General features: G+C 66.4%; 16 protein-coding genes and 1 pseudogene. 10 read left to right on the top strand and 7 right to left on the bottom strand.

What is annotated here, in order from left to right; translation table 11 throughout:
- Positions 1–13: 13 nt before the first annotated feature.
- Positions 14–346, bottom strand: coding sequence for an ArsR/SmtB family transcription factor (locus tag AC50YA_RS17330; protein ID WP_494983473.1), 333 nt, complete (start codon positions 344–346; stop codon positions 14–16).
- Between the two features lie 176 nt (positions 347–522).
- Here AC50YA_RS17330 and AC50YA_RS17325 point away from each other — a divergent pair, with 176 nt between their 5' ends.
- Positions 523–1275 carry a GAF and ANTAR domain-containing protein gene (locus tag AC50YA_RS17325; RefSeq protein ID WP_494983472.1) on the top strand — a complete coding sequence of 251 codons (753 nt, stop codon included), beginning with the start codon at positions 523–525 and terminating at the stop codon, positions 1273–1275.
- Positions 1276–1298: 23 nt separating this feature from the next.
- Complete coding sequence (locus AC50YA_RS17320) at positions 1299–1700, top strand: Hpt domain-containing protein (protein WP_494983471.1); 402 nt, start codon at positions 1299–1301, stop codon at positions 1698–1700.
- On the opposite strand, the gene AC50YA_RS17315 is transcribed toward AC50YA_RS17320, so the two are convergent.
- Positions 1642–1941 (bottom strand): DUF6855 family protein, encoded by a 300-nt coding sequence (locus AC50YA_RS17315; protein ID WP_494983470.1) that lies wholly within the window; start codon positions 1939–1941, stop codon positions 1642–1644. The two genes, AC50YA_RS17320 and AC50YA_RS17315, sit on opposite strands and share 59 nt — an antisense overlap.
- A 231-nt stretch (positions 1942–2172) precedes the next feature.
- On the opposite strand from AC50YA_RS17315, the pseudogene AC50YA_RS17310 reads away from it, so the two are divergent.
- The 6 genes and pseudogenes from AC50YA_RS17310 to AC50YA_RS17285 form a co-directional block, all read left to right on the top strand.
- A pseudogene (locus AC50YA_RS17310) lies at positions 2173–2307 on the top strand (hypothetical protein); the annotation flags it as partial.
- Positions 2304–3320, top strand: a complete 1017-nt coding sequence (locus AC50YA_RS17305; protein WP_494983469.1) for a magnesium and cobalt transport protein CorA — start codon at positions 2304–2306, stop codon at positions 3318–3320. The pseudogene AC50YA_RS17310 and the gene AC50YA_RS17305, both read left to right, overlap by 4 nt.
- 21 nt (positions 3321–3341) lie before the next feature.
- Positions 3342–4334, top strand: coding sequence for an o-succinylbenzoate synthase (locus tag AC50YA_RS17300; protein ID WP_494983468.1), 993 nt, complete (start codon positions 3342–3344; stop codon positions 4332–4334).
- A gap of 149 nt (positions 4335–4483) precedes the next feature.
- Positions 4484–6571, top strand: a complete 2088-nt coding sequence (locus tag AC50YA_RS17295) for a PhoX family protein (RefSeq protein ID WP_494983467.1) — start codon at positions 4484–4486, stop codon at positions 6569–6571.
- A gap of 119 nt (positions 6572–6690) precedes the next feature.
- The gene (menD, locus tag AC50YA_RS17290; protein WP_494983466.1) at positions 6691–8409 is read left to right on the top strand and encodes a 2-succinyl-5-enolpyruvyl-6-hydroxy-3-cyclohexene-1-carboxylic-acid synthase; all 1719 of its coding nucleotides are present in this window, start codon (positions 6691–6693) and stop codon (positions 8407–8409) included.
- A 172-nt stretch (positions 8410–8581) separates the two neighbouring features.
- Complete coding sequence (locus AC50YA_RS17285) at positions 8582–9580, top strand: type IV toxin-antitoxin system AbiEi family antitoxin domain-containing protein (protein WP_494983465.1); 999 nt, start codon at positions 8582–8584, stop codon at positions 9578–9580.
- 69 nt (positions 9581–9649) lie between these two features.
- On the opposite strand, the gene AC50YA_RS17280 is transcribed toward AC50YA_RS17285, so the two are convergent.
- The 5 genes from AC50YA_RS17280 to AC50YA_RS17260 form a co-directional block, all read right to left on the bottom strand.
- Positions 9650–10453, bottom strand: coding sequence for an amino acid ABC transporter ATP-binding protein (locus AC50YA_RS17280; RefSeq protein ID WP_494983464.1), 804 nt, complete (start codon positions 10451–10453; stop codon positions 9650–9652).
- 11 nt (positions 10454–10464) lie between these two features.
- A complete protein-coding gene (locus AC50YA_RS17275) occupies positions 10465–11256 on the bottom strand; it encodes an amino acid ABC transporter permease (protein WP_494983463.1) in 792 nt (263 codons plus the stop codon).
- A gap of 113 nt (positions 11257–11369) precedes the next feature.
- Positions 11370–12170 (bottom strand): ABC transporter substrate-binding protein, encoded by an 801-nt coding sequence (locus tag AC50YA_RS17270; protein ID WP_494983462.1) that lies wholly within the window; start codon positions 12168–12170, stop codon positions 11370–11372.
- Positions 12171–12458: 288 nt separating this feature from the next.
- Entirely contained in the window at positions 12459–13889 is a 1431-nt protein-coding gene (locus tag AC50YA_RS17265) for an isochorismate synthase (RefSeq protein ID WP_494983461.1), read from the bottom strand.
- Between the two features lie 142 nt (positions 13890–14031).
- Positions 14032–14745 carry a GntR family transcriptional regulator gene (locus tag AC50YA_RS17260; RefSeq protein ID WP_494983460.1) on the bottom strand — a complete coding sequence of 238 codons (714 nt, stop codon included), beginning with the start codon at positions 14743–14745 and terminating at the stop codon, positions 14032–14034.
- Between the two features lie 199 nt (positions 14746–14944).
- Between AC50YA_RS17260 and AC50YA_RS17255 the strand changes: the two genes are divergently transcribed.
- Positions 14945–16318: an MFS transporter gene (locus tag AC50YA_RS17255; RefSeq protein WP_494983459.1), complete on the top strand. Its 1374-nt coding sequence runs from the start codon at positions 14945–14947 to the stop codon at positions 16316–16318.
- Positions 16315–17331 carry an L-idonate 5-dehydrogenase gene (locus tag AC50YA_RS17250; RefSeq protein ID WP_494983458.1) on the top strand — a complete coding sequence of 339 codons (1017 nt, stop codon included), beginning with the start codon at positions 16315–16317 and terminating at the stop codon, positions 17329–17331. Before AC50YA_RS17255 ends, AC50YA_RS17250 begins: the two co-directional genes overlap by 4 nt.
- Positions 17332–17338 lie beyond the last annotated feature (7 nt).

Raw genomic sequence — 17338 nt, 5'->3', positions numbered from 1 at the left:
GTCCTGCTCCTTTTCAATGCTCTTCTTTGAGGTCCTCCAGCACGTCCTCCAAGAGGTCGAAACGCTCCTCCCAGAGGTGCTGGTAGCTGGCCACCCAGTCGTGGATGGGCTTGAGGGCTTGCGGATTGAGCCGGTAGAGCCGCCGCCGGCCTTCGTCACGTACGACGACGGCGCCCACCTCGCGCAGCACCCGCAAGTGCCGTGATACGTGCGGCTGCGCCAGGCCCAGGAGGTCCACCAGTTCGCTGACCGGGCGCTCGCCTTGCGTGAGGGCGTCCAGGATTTCCCGACGGCGTGGCTCAGCCACCGCGTTGAACGCATCTGTTGTGGTTGCTGCCCGTGCCATAACGCGATTGTATACCCATATGGATATGCATTGGAAGGGTCATCCGCCCCGAGTGTCGATAAGTCGAAAAAACGAGTACACACTACGCATGCTTTCTTTCTCGCTGCCGCATAGCGTCAGTTGAGGGTCCTGGGGGACAGTTGAGCACGTCGACTTTGGGGGGCAGGGGGCAGGCCATGAGCCGAGAGCTACGCGCACGTCAGCAGCTTCGGGCCGGTGAGGGAAGCCTGTTGGATTTCCGCGCAGACAGGGAGGACGATTCCCTCCGCCTACTCGCGCTGGCTGCAGTTTCAGCTCTCGCCGAGCGTACCGGACATGCTCTGGACGGCGCCGTGACACTGGCCCGGCGCGGCCAGACACCGCTCACATCCGGTAACAGTGAGCGTGCCATCGGCCTGGCCAGGTGGGATCAGGGCAATGGTGACGGTCCGGTGTCGCAGGCGTTGTCTGGGCGGTTGGCCATCATCGTCAACGACTTTTGCCGGGATCCTCGATGGCCCGGGTTCTGGCGTCCGCTCCGGGATGCCAGCTACCGGTCGGTGGTGTCTGTGCCACTTCCGCTGGAACCGGGATGCTCCGCGGCGTTGACGCTTCTGACAGACAAAACCAATGCCTTCACTCCTGCTGTAGTTGCCGACGTCGTGGCCTTCAGCAAAGTTGCAGCCAGCAGCTACCTCATGGCATCAGAAATCAGGGAAGCCCTGGCCGCGGCCTGTCATCTGCGCACGGCAATGCAGGGCCGGACCTCAATCGATGTCGCGTGCGGGGTGATCATGGGGCAGAACCGGTGCTCTTATGAGGAAGCCTTCAAAATTCTCGCCAACGCCTCCAGCCACCGGAATGTCAAGGTTCGGGTGCTCGCGGAATCCCTCCTTGAGGATCTGCCCGGGGGAACCCCAGCCACGCATTTTCAAGGAATGAAGCGGTAGCCCCGTCTAACGGAAGGACACTCATGGCGCAGGACGACGCCAACGCCCTGCCCCTCCTTGATCCGGCAGTGCTGGACAGGCTGCGCACCGAGCTCGATGACGATGGCGGCGTGTGGAAGGTGTTCGTGCAGAACTTCATCGAGCATCTGCCCCACAGGACTGAAAAGGTGCGACTGACCCTCACCACCGGTGACCTGACCGGTGCGATGGATGCGGTCCTCAGCCTCAAGACTTCCAGTCAGATGGTAGGCGCGGAGCGCCTGGCTGGACTTGCCATGGACCTGGAACGGTCCCTTCGTCAAGAGAGCGTCGACGCTGAGCCGGCCCGGGTCCTGCCCCGGCTGGCAGCGGACCGCCTTCGGCAGATCATACGCTGCGCCCGGCAGACCACCCTTCTTTTGCAGAAATACCTGCACTCCGGGTGAGGCCGTGAGTGACATCCCCGCCCCGGTTTTTCGAGAGCGAGAGGTCAGGGTCCCGGCCCCAGGCCTCGACGCTGTCCTCCGGCGCGGGCTTACTTTCATCGGCAGCCCCCAGCGGAACCCAGTCACCTTGCTCGAGCAGCCACGAGTGGAGGTCCTCAATGGCCTGAAGATGGTACTTCAACGTGGTCGAGCCCACCTGGCAGACCAACGCCGGAGGGTCCGCGTCAGGATCCCGGTACATCGTGTACTCAGATCATCCCGGAGCCGTCACCAGCTCCCAAGGATCAGCCTTCGTTCCTTCCGCCACGACCATACCCACCTTCCTGGATTCCACTTGGAGCTCCAGCCTATGGGCAGCAACACAACGCGTAAACAGCGGGCCAAGCGAACGCTGCCAGGTCCACCCCGGACCACGCGGTGCCCGGCATCTCTATGACCTCCGTGTGGACGATCCGTTCGTTCGGCACAATCTGCAGGGTCCCGGGTGACGGAGATGGGGCGCTTCTACCGCTTCCTCGACGCCAGCCTGCCCGCACTCCTGGACGGCTGGGAGCGCGAAAGGAACACTGGGGTCAAGCGACGTTCTGACAAGGAGGCATGGCCATGACCATCATCGATAACGCGGTGTACGTGGACGGGGTTAGGACGGCGGACCCCGAAGGCCTGGACGAGACGTACTTCGTCCTGAGGCAGCGCGAAGGAATGGCCTGGATCGGACTGTACCGCCCGGACCCCACGGAACTCAGGTCCGTGGCCGAGGAATTCGATCTGAGCCCGCTCGCAGTGGAGGACGCCCTGGCCGGACACCAGCGGGCCAAGCTGGAGCACTACGGCGAATGCGTCTTCCTGGTACTCCGCCCCGCCCGCTACCTCGACGACGTAGAGAAAGTGGACTTCGGCGAGATCCACGTTTTTGTCGGCGCCGATTACGTGATCACCGTCCGCCACGCCGAATCTCCGGACCTGGCAAGGGTGCGCCACCGGATGGAATCCACGCCGGAGTTCCTCGCCCTGGGCCCGGACGCCGTGCTTTACGGGATCCTGGACCAGGTGGTGGACGAGTACGAACCCGTGGCCGCGGGGCTGGAGAACGATGTGGACGAGATCGAGGACGACCTCTTCGGCGCCGATCCGGACGTGTCGCGCCGGATCTACGAGCTCTCCCGCCAGGTCATCACCTTCCAGCGCGCCACCAGTCCGTTGGTTGGCATCCTCCAGGCCCTGATGGCCGGAACACCGGAGCGCGAACCGGGGACCGAACTGCAGGACCACTTCCGCGACGTACTGGACCACGTGATCCGGCTGAATGAACGGGTGGCGTCCTTCCGTGCACTGCTGCAGAACGCCCTGGCTGTTAATGCGGCGCTGGTGGCGCAGCGGCAGAACGACGAAATGCGCAAGCTCACCGAATCCAGCTTCGCCCAGAGCGAGCAGGTGAAACGCATTTCGTCGTGGGCGGCCATCCTGTTTGCGCCGACGCTGGTAGGCACCATTTACGGCATGAATTTCACCAGCATGCCCGAGCTGAGCTGGGTCTTCGGCTACCCTTTTGCCCTGGGCCTGATGGTTGCCATGGGGCTGGTGCTCTACTGGACCTTCAAGCGCAACAAGTGGATCTAACGCTGCCGGTACAGTGAATCCATGCCCGCCGCCTTCCCGTCCCTGGACGAACTGCTCGCCAACGCGCATGTGGTGACCCTGCCCATGCGGGTGAAGTTCCGCGGCATCATGGAACGCGAAACCCTGCTGCTGCGCGGCCCGCTCGGCTGGGGCGAGTTCTGCCCGTTCCCCGAATACGCCGACGCCGAGGCCTCCCGCTGGCTCGCCGCCACCATCGAGGCCGGCTGGCACGGCTTCCCGTCACCCGTCCGTTCGGTGATCCCCGTTAACGCCACCGTGCCTGCCGTCTCCGCGGACCGGGTACCCGAAGTCCTGGCCCGGTTCGGCCGGGTGGACGCCGTCAAGATCAAGGTGGCCGAGCGTGGGCAGACGCTCGACGACGACGCCGCCCGGGTCGCCGCCGTCCGCGAAGCCCTGCCCGACGCCGCCATCCGCGTCGACGCCAACGGTGGCTGGGACGTGCCCACCGCGGTATCGGCACTCACGCGGCTGTCCGCCGTCGGACTTGAATACGCCGAACAGCCGGTGCCTACCGTCGAGGGGCTCGCCGAGGTGCGGCGCCAGCTCCGCGCCGCCGGAACGCCGGTGCTGATCGCGGCCGACGAAAGCGTGCGCAAAGAATCCGATCCCCTTAAGGTGGCCCGGGCCGGTGCGGCGGACTTGCTGGTGGTTAAGGTCGCACCGCTCGGGGGAGTACGGCGCGCGCTGGACATCGTGGCGCAGGCCGGGCTCCCCGCCGTCGTCAGTTCCGCGCTGGACACCTCCGTGGGCATCCGCGCCGGGCTGGCTTTGGCGGCTGCCCTGCCCGAGCTGCCGTACGCGTGCGGGCTGGGGACGGTGTCGTTGTTCACCTCGGACATCACGCTGGATCCGTTAGTGGCCGACGACGGCGCCATCCGCCTCCGCGATGTTGCCGCCGACGCCGGGCTGCTGGAGCAGTATGCGGCCCCCGCGGAACGCCGCGACTGGTGGCTGGCCCGCCTCGCCAGGGTCCACGCCCTCCTCGCCCCCTGACGCTCTCTCACTTCCTCCACGTTTTTGGCGACGCTCTCGCAGTTTCTGCAGGTCACCGCCGGTTAACCCGAACTTCACCCGGCGGACGGCTGGGCGTCGGAACCGGCTGACAGGGTGGCCGGGACCCGATCGTAAATCTGGAGGCCCCCTTGTCTGAAACGACAGCCCGCAAGTTCACCCTGCTGCCTATGCTCGGCCACACCAAGGGCAAGCGCAGCGCCGTCACCTGCGCCTTGAAGTGCGACAACGCCTGCTCCGGCGATGTCTGCAACACCAGCTCCAACAGCTACTTCCGCGACATCGCGTCCGCCACCATGTCCCGCCGCGCCGCCCTGGGCTTTGGCGCCGCCGGTGCGCTCGCCGTCGTACTCGGCAGTGCCATTACCTCCGCGGAACCGGCACTTGCCGGCGGTCCCGGGCTGGCCCCCGCCGCGAAGGAGGGCTTTGCCAAGTCGAAGCTGACGTTCACGCCGATCGCTCCGGTGGATGCCGCCGTCGACGCGTTCACCGTGCCGGAAGGCTTCACCTGGCAGCCCGTGATCCGCTGGGGAGACCCGATCTTCAACGGCACGCCGGACCTCGATCTGAACAATCAGACGGCCGCCGCGCAGGAGAAGCAGTTCGGCTACAACAACGATTACACCGACATCCTGGAGATTCCGAACACGAAGGGCCGCCGCGCCGTGCTGTTCGCCAACCACGAATACACCAACGAGAGCATCATGTTCCCGGCCACCATGCCGGCGGCCGACGTCCGCGCGGTGGGGGCCGCTGCCCACGGGCTGACCGTCGTCGAGCTGGAGCGCAAGAACACCACCAAGCCGTGGACCTACGTCAAGGGCGCGCCGCTGAACCGCCGGTACCTGAACAACACGGCCTACGAACTGACCGGCCCCGCCGCGGGTTCCGCGCTGGTCAAGACCGTCGCGGACCCGAGCGGCCGCAAGATCAAGGGCACCCTGGGCAACTGCTCCGGCGGCACCACCCCGTGGGGCACCATCCTGTCCGGCGAGGAAAACTTCAACGGCTACTTCGTCTCCCCGGGCACGTCCGCCAGTGATAAGCGTTACGGCCTCACCAACAAGGCCACTGCGCGCAAGTGGGAACTGGACGATCCGCGCTTCGACACCCGCAACGCCGGCTACGAAAACGAAGCAAACCGCTTCGGCTGGATCGTGGAAGTTGACCCGTTTGATCCCACGTCCACGCCGAAGAAGCACTCCTCGCTGGGCCGCTTCAAGCACGAGGGCGCCAACGTGATTGTGGCAGATTCCGGGCACGTGGTGGCCTACTCCGGCGACGACGAGCGCTTCGACTACCTGTACAAGTTCGTCTCTGCGGGCAAGTACCGCCCCGGTACTTCGGCTGCCGACCGGGCGCACAACATGACGCTGCTCTCGGCAGGCAACCTCTACGTCGCCAAGTTCACGGGCAACTCGCCCGTCGCGGAGATCACGGGGGTTGGCAACGTTCCCGCCGACGGTTCCTTTGACGGCACCGGCGAGTGGCTGCCCCTGGTGGTGGACGGCGCGTCCGCCGTGCCCGGCATGACCGTGGAAGAGGTCCTGGTCTACACGCGCCTCGCCGCGGACAAGGTGGGCCCCACCAAGATGGACCGTTGCGAGGACGTTGAGCCGAGCCTGCACACGGGTAAGGTTTACGTGGCCTGCACCAACAACTCGGACCGCGGCAAGGTGGGCAAGGAAGGCGCTACGGAAATCAACCCGCGCAACGCCAACCGCGACGGCCACATCGTGGAAATCACCGAGACCGGCGACCAGACCTCCACTGCCTTCACCTGGAACCTGCTGATGGTCTGCGGCGATCCGGGCCAGGGCGACGTCACGTACTTCTCCGGCTTCCCGGTGGACAAAGTCTCGCCCATCTCCTGCCCGGACAACCTCGCGTTCGACTCCGTAGGCAACCTGTGGATCTCCACCGACGGCGCCCCCGCCGGCATCGGCAAGGCCGACGGCCTCTTCAAGGTCACCCTCGAAGGCGCCGAGCGCGGCAAGGTGGAGCAGTTCCTGGCCGTGCCCAAGGAAGGCGAAACCTGCGGACCCATCGTCCACGACGACGAACGCACCGTGTTCGTGTCCGTGCAGCACCCGGGCGAGGAAGGCTCGTTCGCGGACCAGCACTCCTTCTTCCCGGACTACGTTGCGGAAGGCGCGACGCCGGCCCGCGGCCAGGTGCGCGCGCCCCGTCCGTCAGTGGTCCAGGTGTTCCGCGGCTAGTTCCGCAACCCGTTCCCCGTTGCTCTATCACTTTTGGTCCCTTTGCCCGCGCTTTAGGGACTGCAAGTGATAGAGCAACGCTGGAGGGTGAGAGCGTTTGAGGGTGGCAGACTGGGTCGGTGACTTCTGAGACTTCCCCGGACCTTCTGGACGCCCTCGCCGCCGCGCGGATCGCCGTCGACGCCCTGATCGACGGCGGCGTCCAGTACGTGGTGGTCTCGCCCGGTTCGCGCTCGGCTCCGATGGCCTACGCGCTGGCCGAGGCCGAAACCGCCGGCCGCGTGGAACTCCTGGTCCGCATCGACGAACGTTCCGCAGGCTTCACAGCCCTGGGCCTGGCCTTGTCCACCGGCGCCCCGGCGGCCGTCCTCACCACGTCAGGCACCGCCGTCGGGAATCTCATGCCCGCCGTGATGGAAGCCAACCACGCGGCCGTCCCGCTGGTGGTGGTGTCCGCGGACCGGCCGGAGGAGTTGCAGGGGACCGGCGCCAACCAGACCACCATCCAGCTGGACCTGTTCGGTGAGCACGTGCGCTTTGCCGCCGACGTCCCGGCCGGCAACAGCCCCGTCCGCGCGGTGGAAACGGCGCTGGCTGCGGCCACCGGCGCGTTTTCCGACTTCGCGCCCGGGCCGGTCCAGCTGAACCTGGCGTTCCGCGACCCGCTGGTTCCCGCACCGGACGAGGGACTTCCGACGGCAGCCGGGCACTCCAGGTTCAGGATCGGCACCGACCCGCTCACCATGAACCTGCCGCCCGCCCCTGCCTCGCTGGAGGAAAGACGCACCGTGGTGCTGGCAGGGCACGACGCCGGGCCCGTCGCCGAAGCGTTCGCCCGCGCCCACGGCCTGCCGCTGCTCGCGGAACCGTCCTCAAATGCCCGGTTCGGCCCCAACGCCGTGGGTCCGTACCGCCTGCTGCTGGAACACTTCGGACCGTCCGCGGCGCTCCCCATCGAACGGGTGGTGATGTTCGGCCGGCCCACACTGTCCCGCCCGGTTGCCGCACTTTTGGAGCGTGCCGACGTTCCTTCCGCGCTGTATCAGCCTGTCCCTGTGGCCTGGTACCAGCCGGGCCGGCGCACGGAACTTCCGCTGGAGAACCTGGCCGACCTCGCCGATTTCGCCGGCCGCGGCCCGTCCGATTGGCTGGATACCTGGCTGCTGGCCGGGGCTGCCGCGCAGCACGCGCTCGACGGCGTCCTGGCCGCCGAGCCCGCCGCCACCGGACCGTCCGTGGGCGCCCTGGTCTGGCAGCACGCCCGCGGCCAGTTGATGCTCGGCTCCTCCAACGGCATCCGCGACGTTGACCTGGCCGGCCTGCCCGCCGCCGAGCCTGCCGTCACCGTGTACGCCAACCGCGGCCTCGCTGGGATCGACGGCACCATCTCCACTGCCACCGGGATTGCCCAAGGCGGCCGCCAGGACACCACGCTGTTGCTGGGCGACGTCACCTTCCTGCACGACGCAGGCGGCCTGCTCCTGGGTTCCGGCGAACCCGAACCCGCGCTGAGGATCGTGGTGCTGAACGACGCCGGCGGTGCCATCTTCGGCCTGCTCGAACACGGCGCGGTCCAGGAATCGGGACGCTACGCGGACGCCGTCGAACGACTCTTCGGCACCCCCCACACCGTGGACATCGCGGCACTCGCCGCAGCGTACGGCGTCGGGCACTGCTCGGTAAGTACGACGGCGGGACTCGCCGAAGCGCTCGCCCAGCCCATCGTGGGGCGCAGCATCATCGAGGTCCGCACGGACCGGGTTGGCCTCCGCGCCCTGCACGCCCTCATCAACGCCGCAGCAGCCGCCGCCGTCGCGGGAGTCCTCGCCCGGTACTGACGCGCTTTCGGCTGCCTGACGCGCGTTCGGCACCGGGACACCCGTATCCGCGCGTCCTGGTGCCGATCGCGTGTCCGCGGCCCGAAGCCGTTTCCTGAGCTTGGAGTTGGTGTTGTCCACATAGGGCCGACGGTGGCTTCACATCGCGAGCTATCAGTGAAATCTTGGCTTCATGACCGTAATCCCCAAGCTGGTCCTGACGAGGGATCTGGCGTCGATCGGCGTCAGCACGCGCCAGTTGCCGGCCGCAGTCAAGGCCGGCACGCTCGTGCGCATCCGCCAAGGCATCTATGTTGACGCGGCCTCATGGAAGGGGCTTCAGGCTTGGGAACAATACAGAGTCCGGATCGAGGCTGCGGCCGAAACCTGTCAGTCGCCCACCATCTTCTCGCATCATTCGGCTGCATCGACGTTGGGAATTCCAACCATCGATCGCGGCCAGCCTGTTCATGCGCTGACCACGTTCCGGGGAGGGGGAAGGTCGCGGGCCGGAATCCGCAGGCACCTGGTTGAGGCCGGCACCATCGACGCCTGCGAAGCTGACGGGCTCCTCATCACGTCCCGGGTCCAGACTGTCCTGGACATCGCTGCGTTCGTCCCGTTCGCTGAGGCCTTGGTTCCCCTTGACCACGTCCTTAAACCGGATGCAGGCCGAGGCCTGCAGGCACTCACTAAAGAGGAGCTACTCCGCGCTCTGCCGGCGCGGTATGAACCTGCGGTCGAACGGCGGGTACGGGCCGCCATCGAATTCGCCGATCCTGCCTCGGGGTCTGCTGGTGAGTCATACAGCCGGGGGCTAATTCATTTGGCAGGGTTCGCGGCGCCAACTCTCCAATACGAAATTCGCAACGCCAGAGGTCGGGTGGGCTGGTCGGACTTCTACTGGGAGGGCAGCCGCACCGTTGGAGAGTTCGACGGGTTCGCCAAGTACGAGAAGGCTGAGTACCTCAAGGGCAGGACACCCGGGCAGGTTGTGGTGGCCGAGAAAATGCGGGAGGACAACATCCGGGCCACCGGCCGCAACGTCGTGAGATGGGTCTGGTCGGATCTTTGGACTGGTGGAGAACTTGAACGCAAGCTGTGGGAAGCGGGGGTGCCACGCCGTCGTCGGCCTTCCGTAGGACACGGCAACGGGACCAGGACGCAGAATCGGTCCGGGGACACCCCTTAACGGGTGTCCCCGGACCGATTGCGTGTCCTGGAACCAGATGCGCGTCCCCAGCGGCGCGCGGTGCGTGCCCTACTCTTCGATCTCGATGTGCGTCGGGTCCAGAACGCGGCGCAGGAACTCCTTGGTGCGGGCCTGGGCGGGTGCGGAAATGACCTGCTCGGCCACGCCTTCCTCCACCACCACGCCGCCGTCCATGAACACCACGCGGTCGGCAACCTCGCGGGCGAAGCCCATCTCGTGGGTCACCACCAGCATGGTCATGCCCTCCTTGGCCAGGTTCCGCATGACCGAGAGGACATCGCCCACGGTCTCGGGGTCCAGAGCGGAGGTGGGCTCGTCAAAGAGCATCAGTTCGGGGTTCATGCTCAGCGCCCGGGCGATCGCAACACGCTGCTGCTGGCCGCCGGAAAGCTGGTCCGGGAAACGGTCGGACAGGTGCCCCAGGCCCACGCGCTCCAGGTTGTGCTGGGCCACCTGATCGGCCTCTTCCTGGGACCGTTTCAGCACCTTCGTCTGCGCGATGGTGCAGTTCCGCTTGGCGTCCAGGTGCGGGAACAGGTTGAACTGCTGGAACACCATGCCCACCTTGCGGCGCATCTTGTCGATGTCCACATCGGGGTCGGTAGCTTCGAAGCCGCCCACGTGGATGGCGCCCTCGTTGGGCTGCTCCAGGAGGTTGACGCAGCGCAGGAGGGTGGATTTGCCGGAGCCGGAGGGGCCAATCAGGCACACCACTTCGCCGGGGGCAACGTCCAGGCTGATGCCCTTGAGGACCTCGTTGCTGCCGTAGGACTTGCGCAGGTCCTTGATGGATACGCCGGCGGCGTTGATGGTGCCGGTGTTGCCGGCGGAGGAATTTACGACGTCGTTCATGGCTTCCCTGCCTATCGCTTGGTCCGCGCGGAGCGGCTTTCGAACTTCCGGGCCAGGAGGCTCAGCGGGATGGTGATGACCAGGTAGAAGGCGCCGGCTACAAGGAGCGGAGTGAGGCCTGCGCCCAGGCTGGAGATGCCGTCGCGGCCGAACTTGGTGAGCTCGTACTGCGACGCCGTGAGGCCCAGGACGTAGATCAGCGAGGAGTCCTTGGTCAGCAGGATGACCTCGTTGGTCAGCGGCGGAAGCACGATCTTGAACGCCTGCGGAATGACGATGGACACCATGGCCTGCCACTGCGGCATGCCCAGCGAACGTGCGGCTTCGAGCTGCCCCTTGGGCACAGCCTGCAGGCCGGCGCGGAGGGTCTCAGCGATATATGCCGAAGCCACCATACCCAGCGAAATCATGACGATCAGGGCGACGTTCCACTGAACGCCAAACGCGAGCGGTACACCGTAGCCGAAGGCGATGAACACCAGCAGCGCCGGCACGCCGCGGAAGAATTCGATGTAGCCGGTGGCGATCCAGCGGTACAGCGCGAAGCTGGAGAGCTTCATCAGGGCCAGCAGCAGGCCGCCGGAGAGGCCCACGACGAAGCCGAGGAACGTGTAGACGAGGGTGTTCTTGAGGCCCACCAGGAAGATGTCCGGGAACATCGGGCCGATCTTGCCAAAGTTGAAGACGCTGTTGCCGACGGTCTTCCAGTCGGTGGCCAGGACCAGCGCGGCCACGGCCACAACGAAGATGCCGATCTGGACGTACAGGCTCACTCTGGCCCGTTGACGTGCTGTCATTGCCATGGGGTGCTCACATTCATTTGCGTGGCCGAGGCCCCGGACGGACTGCATCGCAGCTCGTCAGGGGCCCCAGCGGCGTCATTCTCAGGGCTGTGAAGGTCAGTCCGAAACGCCGGTTACTTGGCGGTCTCGCCGAACCAGGTGGTTTCGAACTTCTTCAGGGTGCCGTCATCGGTCAGGCGCTTCAGGGTTCCGTTGACCTTCTCGGCCATGGCAGTGTTCCCCTTCTTGATGGAGATGCCCAGTTTCTCGCCCGTGGCGTAGTCATCCACGCGCTTGAACTTGGAGTCATCCTTGATGGCGTAGGCCAGGATTGACTGGTTGCCTAGGGCTGCGTCGATGGTGCCGGCCTGGAGAGCCTGGACCAGGAGGCCGCTGTCCTCGAACTGCTGGGCGTCGATGCCGTTTTCCGCCGCGTACTTGGCGCCGGTGGTGGCCTGCTGGACGCCCACCTTCTTGCCCTTGGCGCTGTTGATGTCCGTGATCCCGGACGCCGTGGTGGCCACGAGGGTGAGGTCATCGTCCATGTACGGCTTGGAGAAGTCCATGACCGACTTGCGGACGTCCGTGATGGAAACCGAGGAGATGGAGAGGTCGCAGCCGGTCAGCGCGGTTCCGGTCTCGATGGCCTCGAAGGAGCTGTCCACGATACTGAGTTCGGCGCCGAGGTCCTTGGCTACTTCGTTGGCGATGTCGATGTCGAAGCCAACGATCTTGCCGTCCTTCTGGAATTCGAAGGGCTCGTAGGGGACGTCGGAGCAGATAGTGAGTTTGCCGGCGTTGATGAGCTGGATGCCGCCCTCGGACGCAGCCGGGGTGGTGCTGCCGCCGCAGGCAGTGAGGGTGAGCGCGCCGGCGGCCAGGATTGCTGCTGCCTTGGCGGCGATCTTGGCCTGGGCCAGGGACTTGAGCTGCATGTTCTTTACCTTTTGTTGCAGGGGTATGCGGTTTGTTGCAGGGGTATGCGGTACTAAATCGGTTCATAGTGTATCGCCGAATGGGAGATGTGCATCACACGAAACTTAGTTTCACTATTGGATAACTAAAGCACAGCCTAAATCAAGACCCGGGAAGCCGCCCGTGTCTGGAATTCCGGACACCCCTCCCAACTTCCCGCTCGTTGCTCTATCACTTTTGGTCCTCAAACCCGGGGTGAAGCGACCAAAAGTGATAGAGCAACGAGGGTTGGGTGGGGGATGGCGGCCTTAGTTGGAAATCCCCAGCGACTCCAGCATCGGCCGGAACTTCGCCCAGGTCTCCGCCAGCTCGGCTTCGGGCTGGGATCCGTCGACTATGCCGCAACCGGCATATAACCGCACGGTATGAGGGTCTTCGATCACGGCTCCGCGCAGCGCGATGCCCCATTCGCCATTGCCGGCAGCGTCGAGCCAGCCGACCGGTCCCGCGTACGGGCCGCGGTCCAGGTGTTCAAGCTTCCGGATCAGGGCGCCGGCCACCAGCGTGGGCGTGCCGCAGACAGCGGCTGTGGGATGCAGCGCGTTGATCAGCGCGAGGCACGTGGGCACATGGCCCTCCACCTCGGCGAGCTCCGCCTTTACGTCCGACGCCAGATGCCACACGTTCGGCAACTCCAAAATGAATGGCTCATCGTGCGCATTCATGGCCTCGGAAAACGGTGCCAGCTGCGACGTCAGCGACTGGATCGCGATCTCGTGCTCGTGCCGCTGCTTCTCGGACCCGGCCAGTACCCGCTCGGCATAGTCCATGGGAATCCCGGCCTCGCCGTGCGCATCGCGGCGGTCCAGCGTCCCGGCCAGCACGCGCGCCTGGGCAGTGCGCCCCTCCACCTGGATCAGCATCTCCGGGGTGGCGCCCACCAGCCCGTCCACGCCATAAGTCCAGCATTCGCGGTATCGCACGGCGAGCTCGCGCAACACCTGCGCGGCGTTCACGCCCGACGGCACCGTGGCCACAATGTCCCGTGCCAGCACCAGTTTCTCCAGCGCACCGGTCTGGATCTCCGCCACACCCGCGGCCACGGCGGCCATCCAGTCTTCCTCGCTGAGCGAGCCGGTGTGCAGGGTGGCCCCGTCGGCGGAAGGCAAAGGACGCACGACGGCGCCGTCCCACTCAGCGGGGCGGCCGCCGGACGTGCCGTCCCCGGCTAAGCCGGACTCACCAACGACACCGGACTCACCAACGGCGCTGGCGTCGCCAACGGCGCCGGCCTCACCAACGACGCTGCCACCGCTCAGCCAGCCGGCCAGCGTGGCGAGTGCGCCCTCCTCGGTGAGTTCGCCGTCGTCGAACGTGAGTTGGGTGAGCCAGTACTGGCCGTCACGGACGCCCACCACGATCTCGGGCACAATCAGGCGCGATACATGGGTGGATTTCTTGGAAAACGCGAAGGAGCCGAAAGCCACCGGGCCGGTGCCGGGCAGCTCCACGGAGTCGCTGATGTCCGCTTCGAGGACCAGGTGGCGCCACCAGATGTCGGCCTCGAGGAAACGCTCGGGGCCGGTGGCCGTGAAGCGGGCAATCTCGCCGAAGCCCACCAGGCCGGCTTCGCGGCGGGTCCAGCAGAGGACGTCGTCCCGGACCAGAAACTGCGGAAGTCCGCCGGCGGATGCGTTGCCATCCAGGGGGACTGTGAGGGTGCGGAACGTGCTCGTCATGATGAGACAACACTACTCCCGCGCGTGCGTGCGGCCGCGTTGGGCCGTGCCGGTCGCGCCGGGGGAGCACCCCGCGATGAGCCCTGGCTGCGCGGGACGCGCCGGCCGCGCCTCCGGCGAAGCGCCCGCGAAGTCCCCGGACTCAGACCCGGGCGGGCCGGCCGGTGCGTCGCTCGGGCCCGGAAGGGGCGGAGAACAGGTCCGGCCGTGCGGCGCGCATGCTCGCGACGTCGTCCAGGATGAAGCGCAGGTGGCTGCGCAGCCCGTCTTCCGCAGCCGAAAGGTCGCCGGCGAGGATCGCGTCCAGCACGCGTCGGTGGTCGGCGGCGTACTCAGTGATGCCGCGGTAGCCGCTGAGCCCCAGATAGCGGGCGCGGTCCAGGTGGCCCTTGGCGTTGGAAACGGTGGCCCAGGCTGTTTCATGGCCGGCGATCGCCAGCAGGGCCCGGTGGAAGTCCTCGTCCAGCGGGTAGAACTCCTCGCGGGTGGTGCAGGCGTCCTGCCGGTCCAGGAGTTCGTAGAGCGCGGCTGCGGCTTCCGGGGTGATGTTACGGGCACAGTCGGCCAGCGACGCCACCTCGATGGCCTCGCGGATGAACTGGGCTTGCGCCACGATGTCCGGGTCCAGGTAGGTCACGTACGTGCCGCTCTGCGGGCGGATCTCCACCAGACCTTCCTGCGCGATGAGCATCAGGGCTTCTCGGATGGGCTGGCGGCTGGTGCCTAGATGGTGCGCGAGCTCGTTCTCGGAAAGGAGGGTCCCGGGCGCGTCCTCGCCGGAGATGATGCGCTCACGGATCTGCGCATACGCCGTCATCCGGGCGGAGATGCGCGGGGTGGTGTCGGGGGCGGCCATGCCTCCACAGTAGCTGTGCCGCCTTGACTGGGCATCGCCCGCCAGGGAGCGAGGACGGAGTTGCGTCATCTATTGACACACTGGTATGGCAGTGCTTGAATGGCAGTCGTTGTTCCAACGCGGGGACAAGAAAAGACGTCTGGCCATGCCGCATCATTGAAGCTCTGCATCCGGCCAGACCCGTAGAACAGAGGGGTTCATGACGGCAACAATCCAGGTAGGCGCCACCCAGCGCTCATCCAAAGACCTGATCAGAACTGCAGTATCCGGCTGGCTCGGAACTGCCATGGAATACATGGACTTCCAGCTCTATTCGCTGGCAGCCGCCATCATCTTCCCCAAAATCTTCTTCCCCAACTTCGACCCCGTAGTGGGCCTGCTGATCGCCTTCATGACCTACGGCGTGGGCTTCCTGGCCCGCCCGGTCGGTGCCTGGTTCTTCGGACGCATGGGTGACCGCGTGGGCCGCAAGAAGGTCCTGGTCATCACCATCATGATGATGGGCGTGTCCACCATGCTCATCGGCTTCCTGCCCGGCTACGCCCAGATCGGCCTCGCCGCGCCGATCATCCTGGTGCTCCTCCGCCTCGCACAGGGCTTCGGCGCCGGCGCCGAACTCTCCGGCGCGTCGGTCATGCTGGCCGAATACGCCCCGCCGAAGAAGCGCGGCCTGATCGCCTCCTTCGTCTGCCTCGGCACCAACTCCGGCACCCTGCTGGCCTCCGGCCTGTGGGTCCTGCTGACGCTCCTGCCCGAAGAAGCACTCATGAGCTGGGGCTGGCGCCTGCCGTTCATCGCCAGCATCGGCATCACGCTGTACGCCCTCTGGATGCGCCGCAACCTCAAGGAAAGCCCCGTTTTCGAGGCCGCCCGTGAGCAGGAAATCTCCGACGCCGCTGCTGCTGCCGCCTTCGCCGCGAAGTCCGGCACCGCCGTCGGCCAGTCCGCCCCGGCCGTCAAGTCCAAGCGCAAGGGCAAGGCCTTCTTCCTGGCGATGGCCCTGCGGATCGGCGAATCCGGCAACTCGGCCATGATCCAGACCTTCCTCATCGGCTACATCGTCACCGGCCTGAGCATGGACAAGAGCGTGGGCACCTTCGCGTTGCTGATCGGCTCCTTCCTCGGCTTCGCCACGGTTCCGTTGGCCGGCTGGCTCTCGGACAAGGTGGGCCGCCGCAGCATGTACCGTGCCCTGTCCGGCTTCCAGATGTGCTTCGCCATCCCGGCCCTGCTGATGATGCAGTCCCGCGATCCGTTCCTGGTCTCGCTGGCCCTGATCATCGGCCTGTCCGTCTCCGTGCTTGGCATGTTCTCGGTCCAGTCCGCCTACGTGAACGAACTCTTCGGCTCCCGCAACCGCTACACCCAGCTGGCCATGGCCAAGGAAATCGGCGGCGTGCTGTCCGGCGGCCTTGCCCCCATCATCGCCGCAGGCCTGCTGGCACTGTTCACCAACTCCTGGTGGCCGGTCGCCGGAATGATGGTCCTGTACTCGGCCATCGCCTTTGTGGCCACCTTCTTCGCCCCCGAAACCAAGGGGCGCGACCTGACCCTCGTGGAGGACGCAGTATGAAAGCCGTCGTTGTCCATTCCGCCGGAGACCTGCGTCTTGAGTACCGGCCGGACCCGGCCTGCCCGGCCGGCTCGGTGATCGTCGACGTCGAATACGGCGGGATCTGCGGCTCGGACCTCCACTACGTCTCCCACGGGGCGTCCGGACTGAGCATCCTGGCCGACCCCATGGTGCTGGGCCACGAGGTCGCCGGCAGGATCTCGATGCTCGGCGAGGGCGTGACGGGCTTCGCGGTGGGCGACGCCGTGACCGTCCACCCGGCCGTGTCCTGCGGCGAATGCACCGACTGCCTCGCCGGTCGCACGAACCTGTGCCCGCAGGTCACTTACTTCGGCAGCGCCGCGCACCGGCCCCACACTGACGGCGCCTTCGCCTCCCGCAAGGCCGTCCCGGCGGGCCAGCTCCGCCGCCTGCCCGCCGGCGTCACCACCCGCCAGGCCGCCGTCGCTGAGCCGCTCGCGGTGGCGATCCACGCCGTTGACCGGGCTGGCAGCCTCGCCGGCAAGGACGTTCTGGTGAACGGTGCCGGGCCCATCGGCGCGCTGCTGGTGGCCGCCGCACGCCGTGCTGGCGCTGCCAACGTCGTCGCCAGCGATCTGTCGGAGACTTCGCTGGCGATCGCCAAACGGATGGGAGCCGACGACGTCGTGCTGGTGGGTTCCGGCGCGCAGCTTCCCGAGGTGGATGTTGCGTTCGAAGCCTCCGGCGCTGCCCGCGCCCTGGGCGGTGTCCTCGCGGCAGTGCGCCGCGGCGGCATCGTGGTCCAGGTGGGCAACCTGCCGGCCGGGCCCGTGACGGCCGAGCTCGCCGCACTCGTTTTCCGTGAGATTGATTACCGCGGGACCTTCCGCTTCGCGGACGAGCTGGATGACGCCCTCGCGTACCTGGCGGACGGTCTGGACGTTGAGCCGCTGCTGACGCACACGTTCGACGCCGGTGACGTGGCCGAGGCGTTTGCCGTGGCTTCGGACCGCGGGACGGGCTCCTCGAAAGTCCTTCTCAAGTTTGTCTGAGACAATT

This window comes from Pseudarthrobacter sp. RHLT3-21, assembly GCF_059383495.1.
This window is presented reverse-complemented; position numbering and strand designations above follow the sequence as displayed.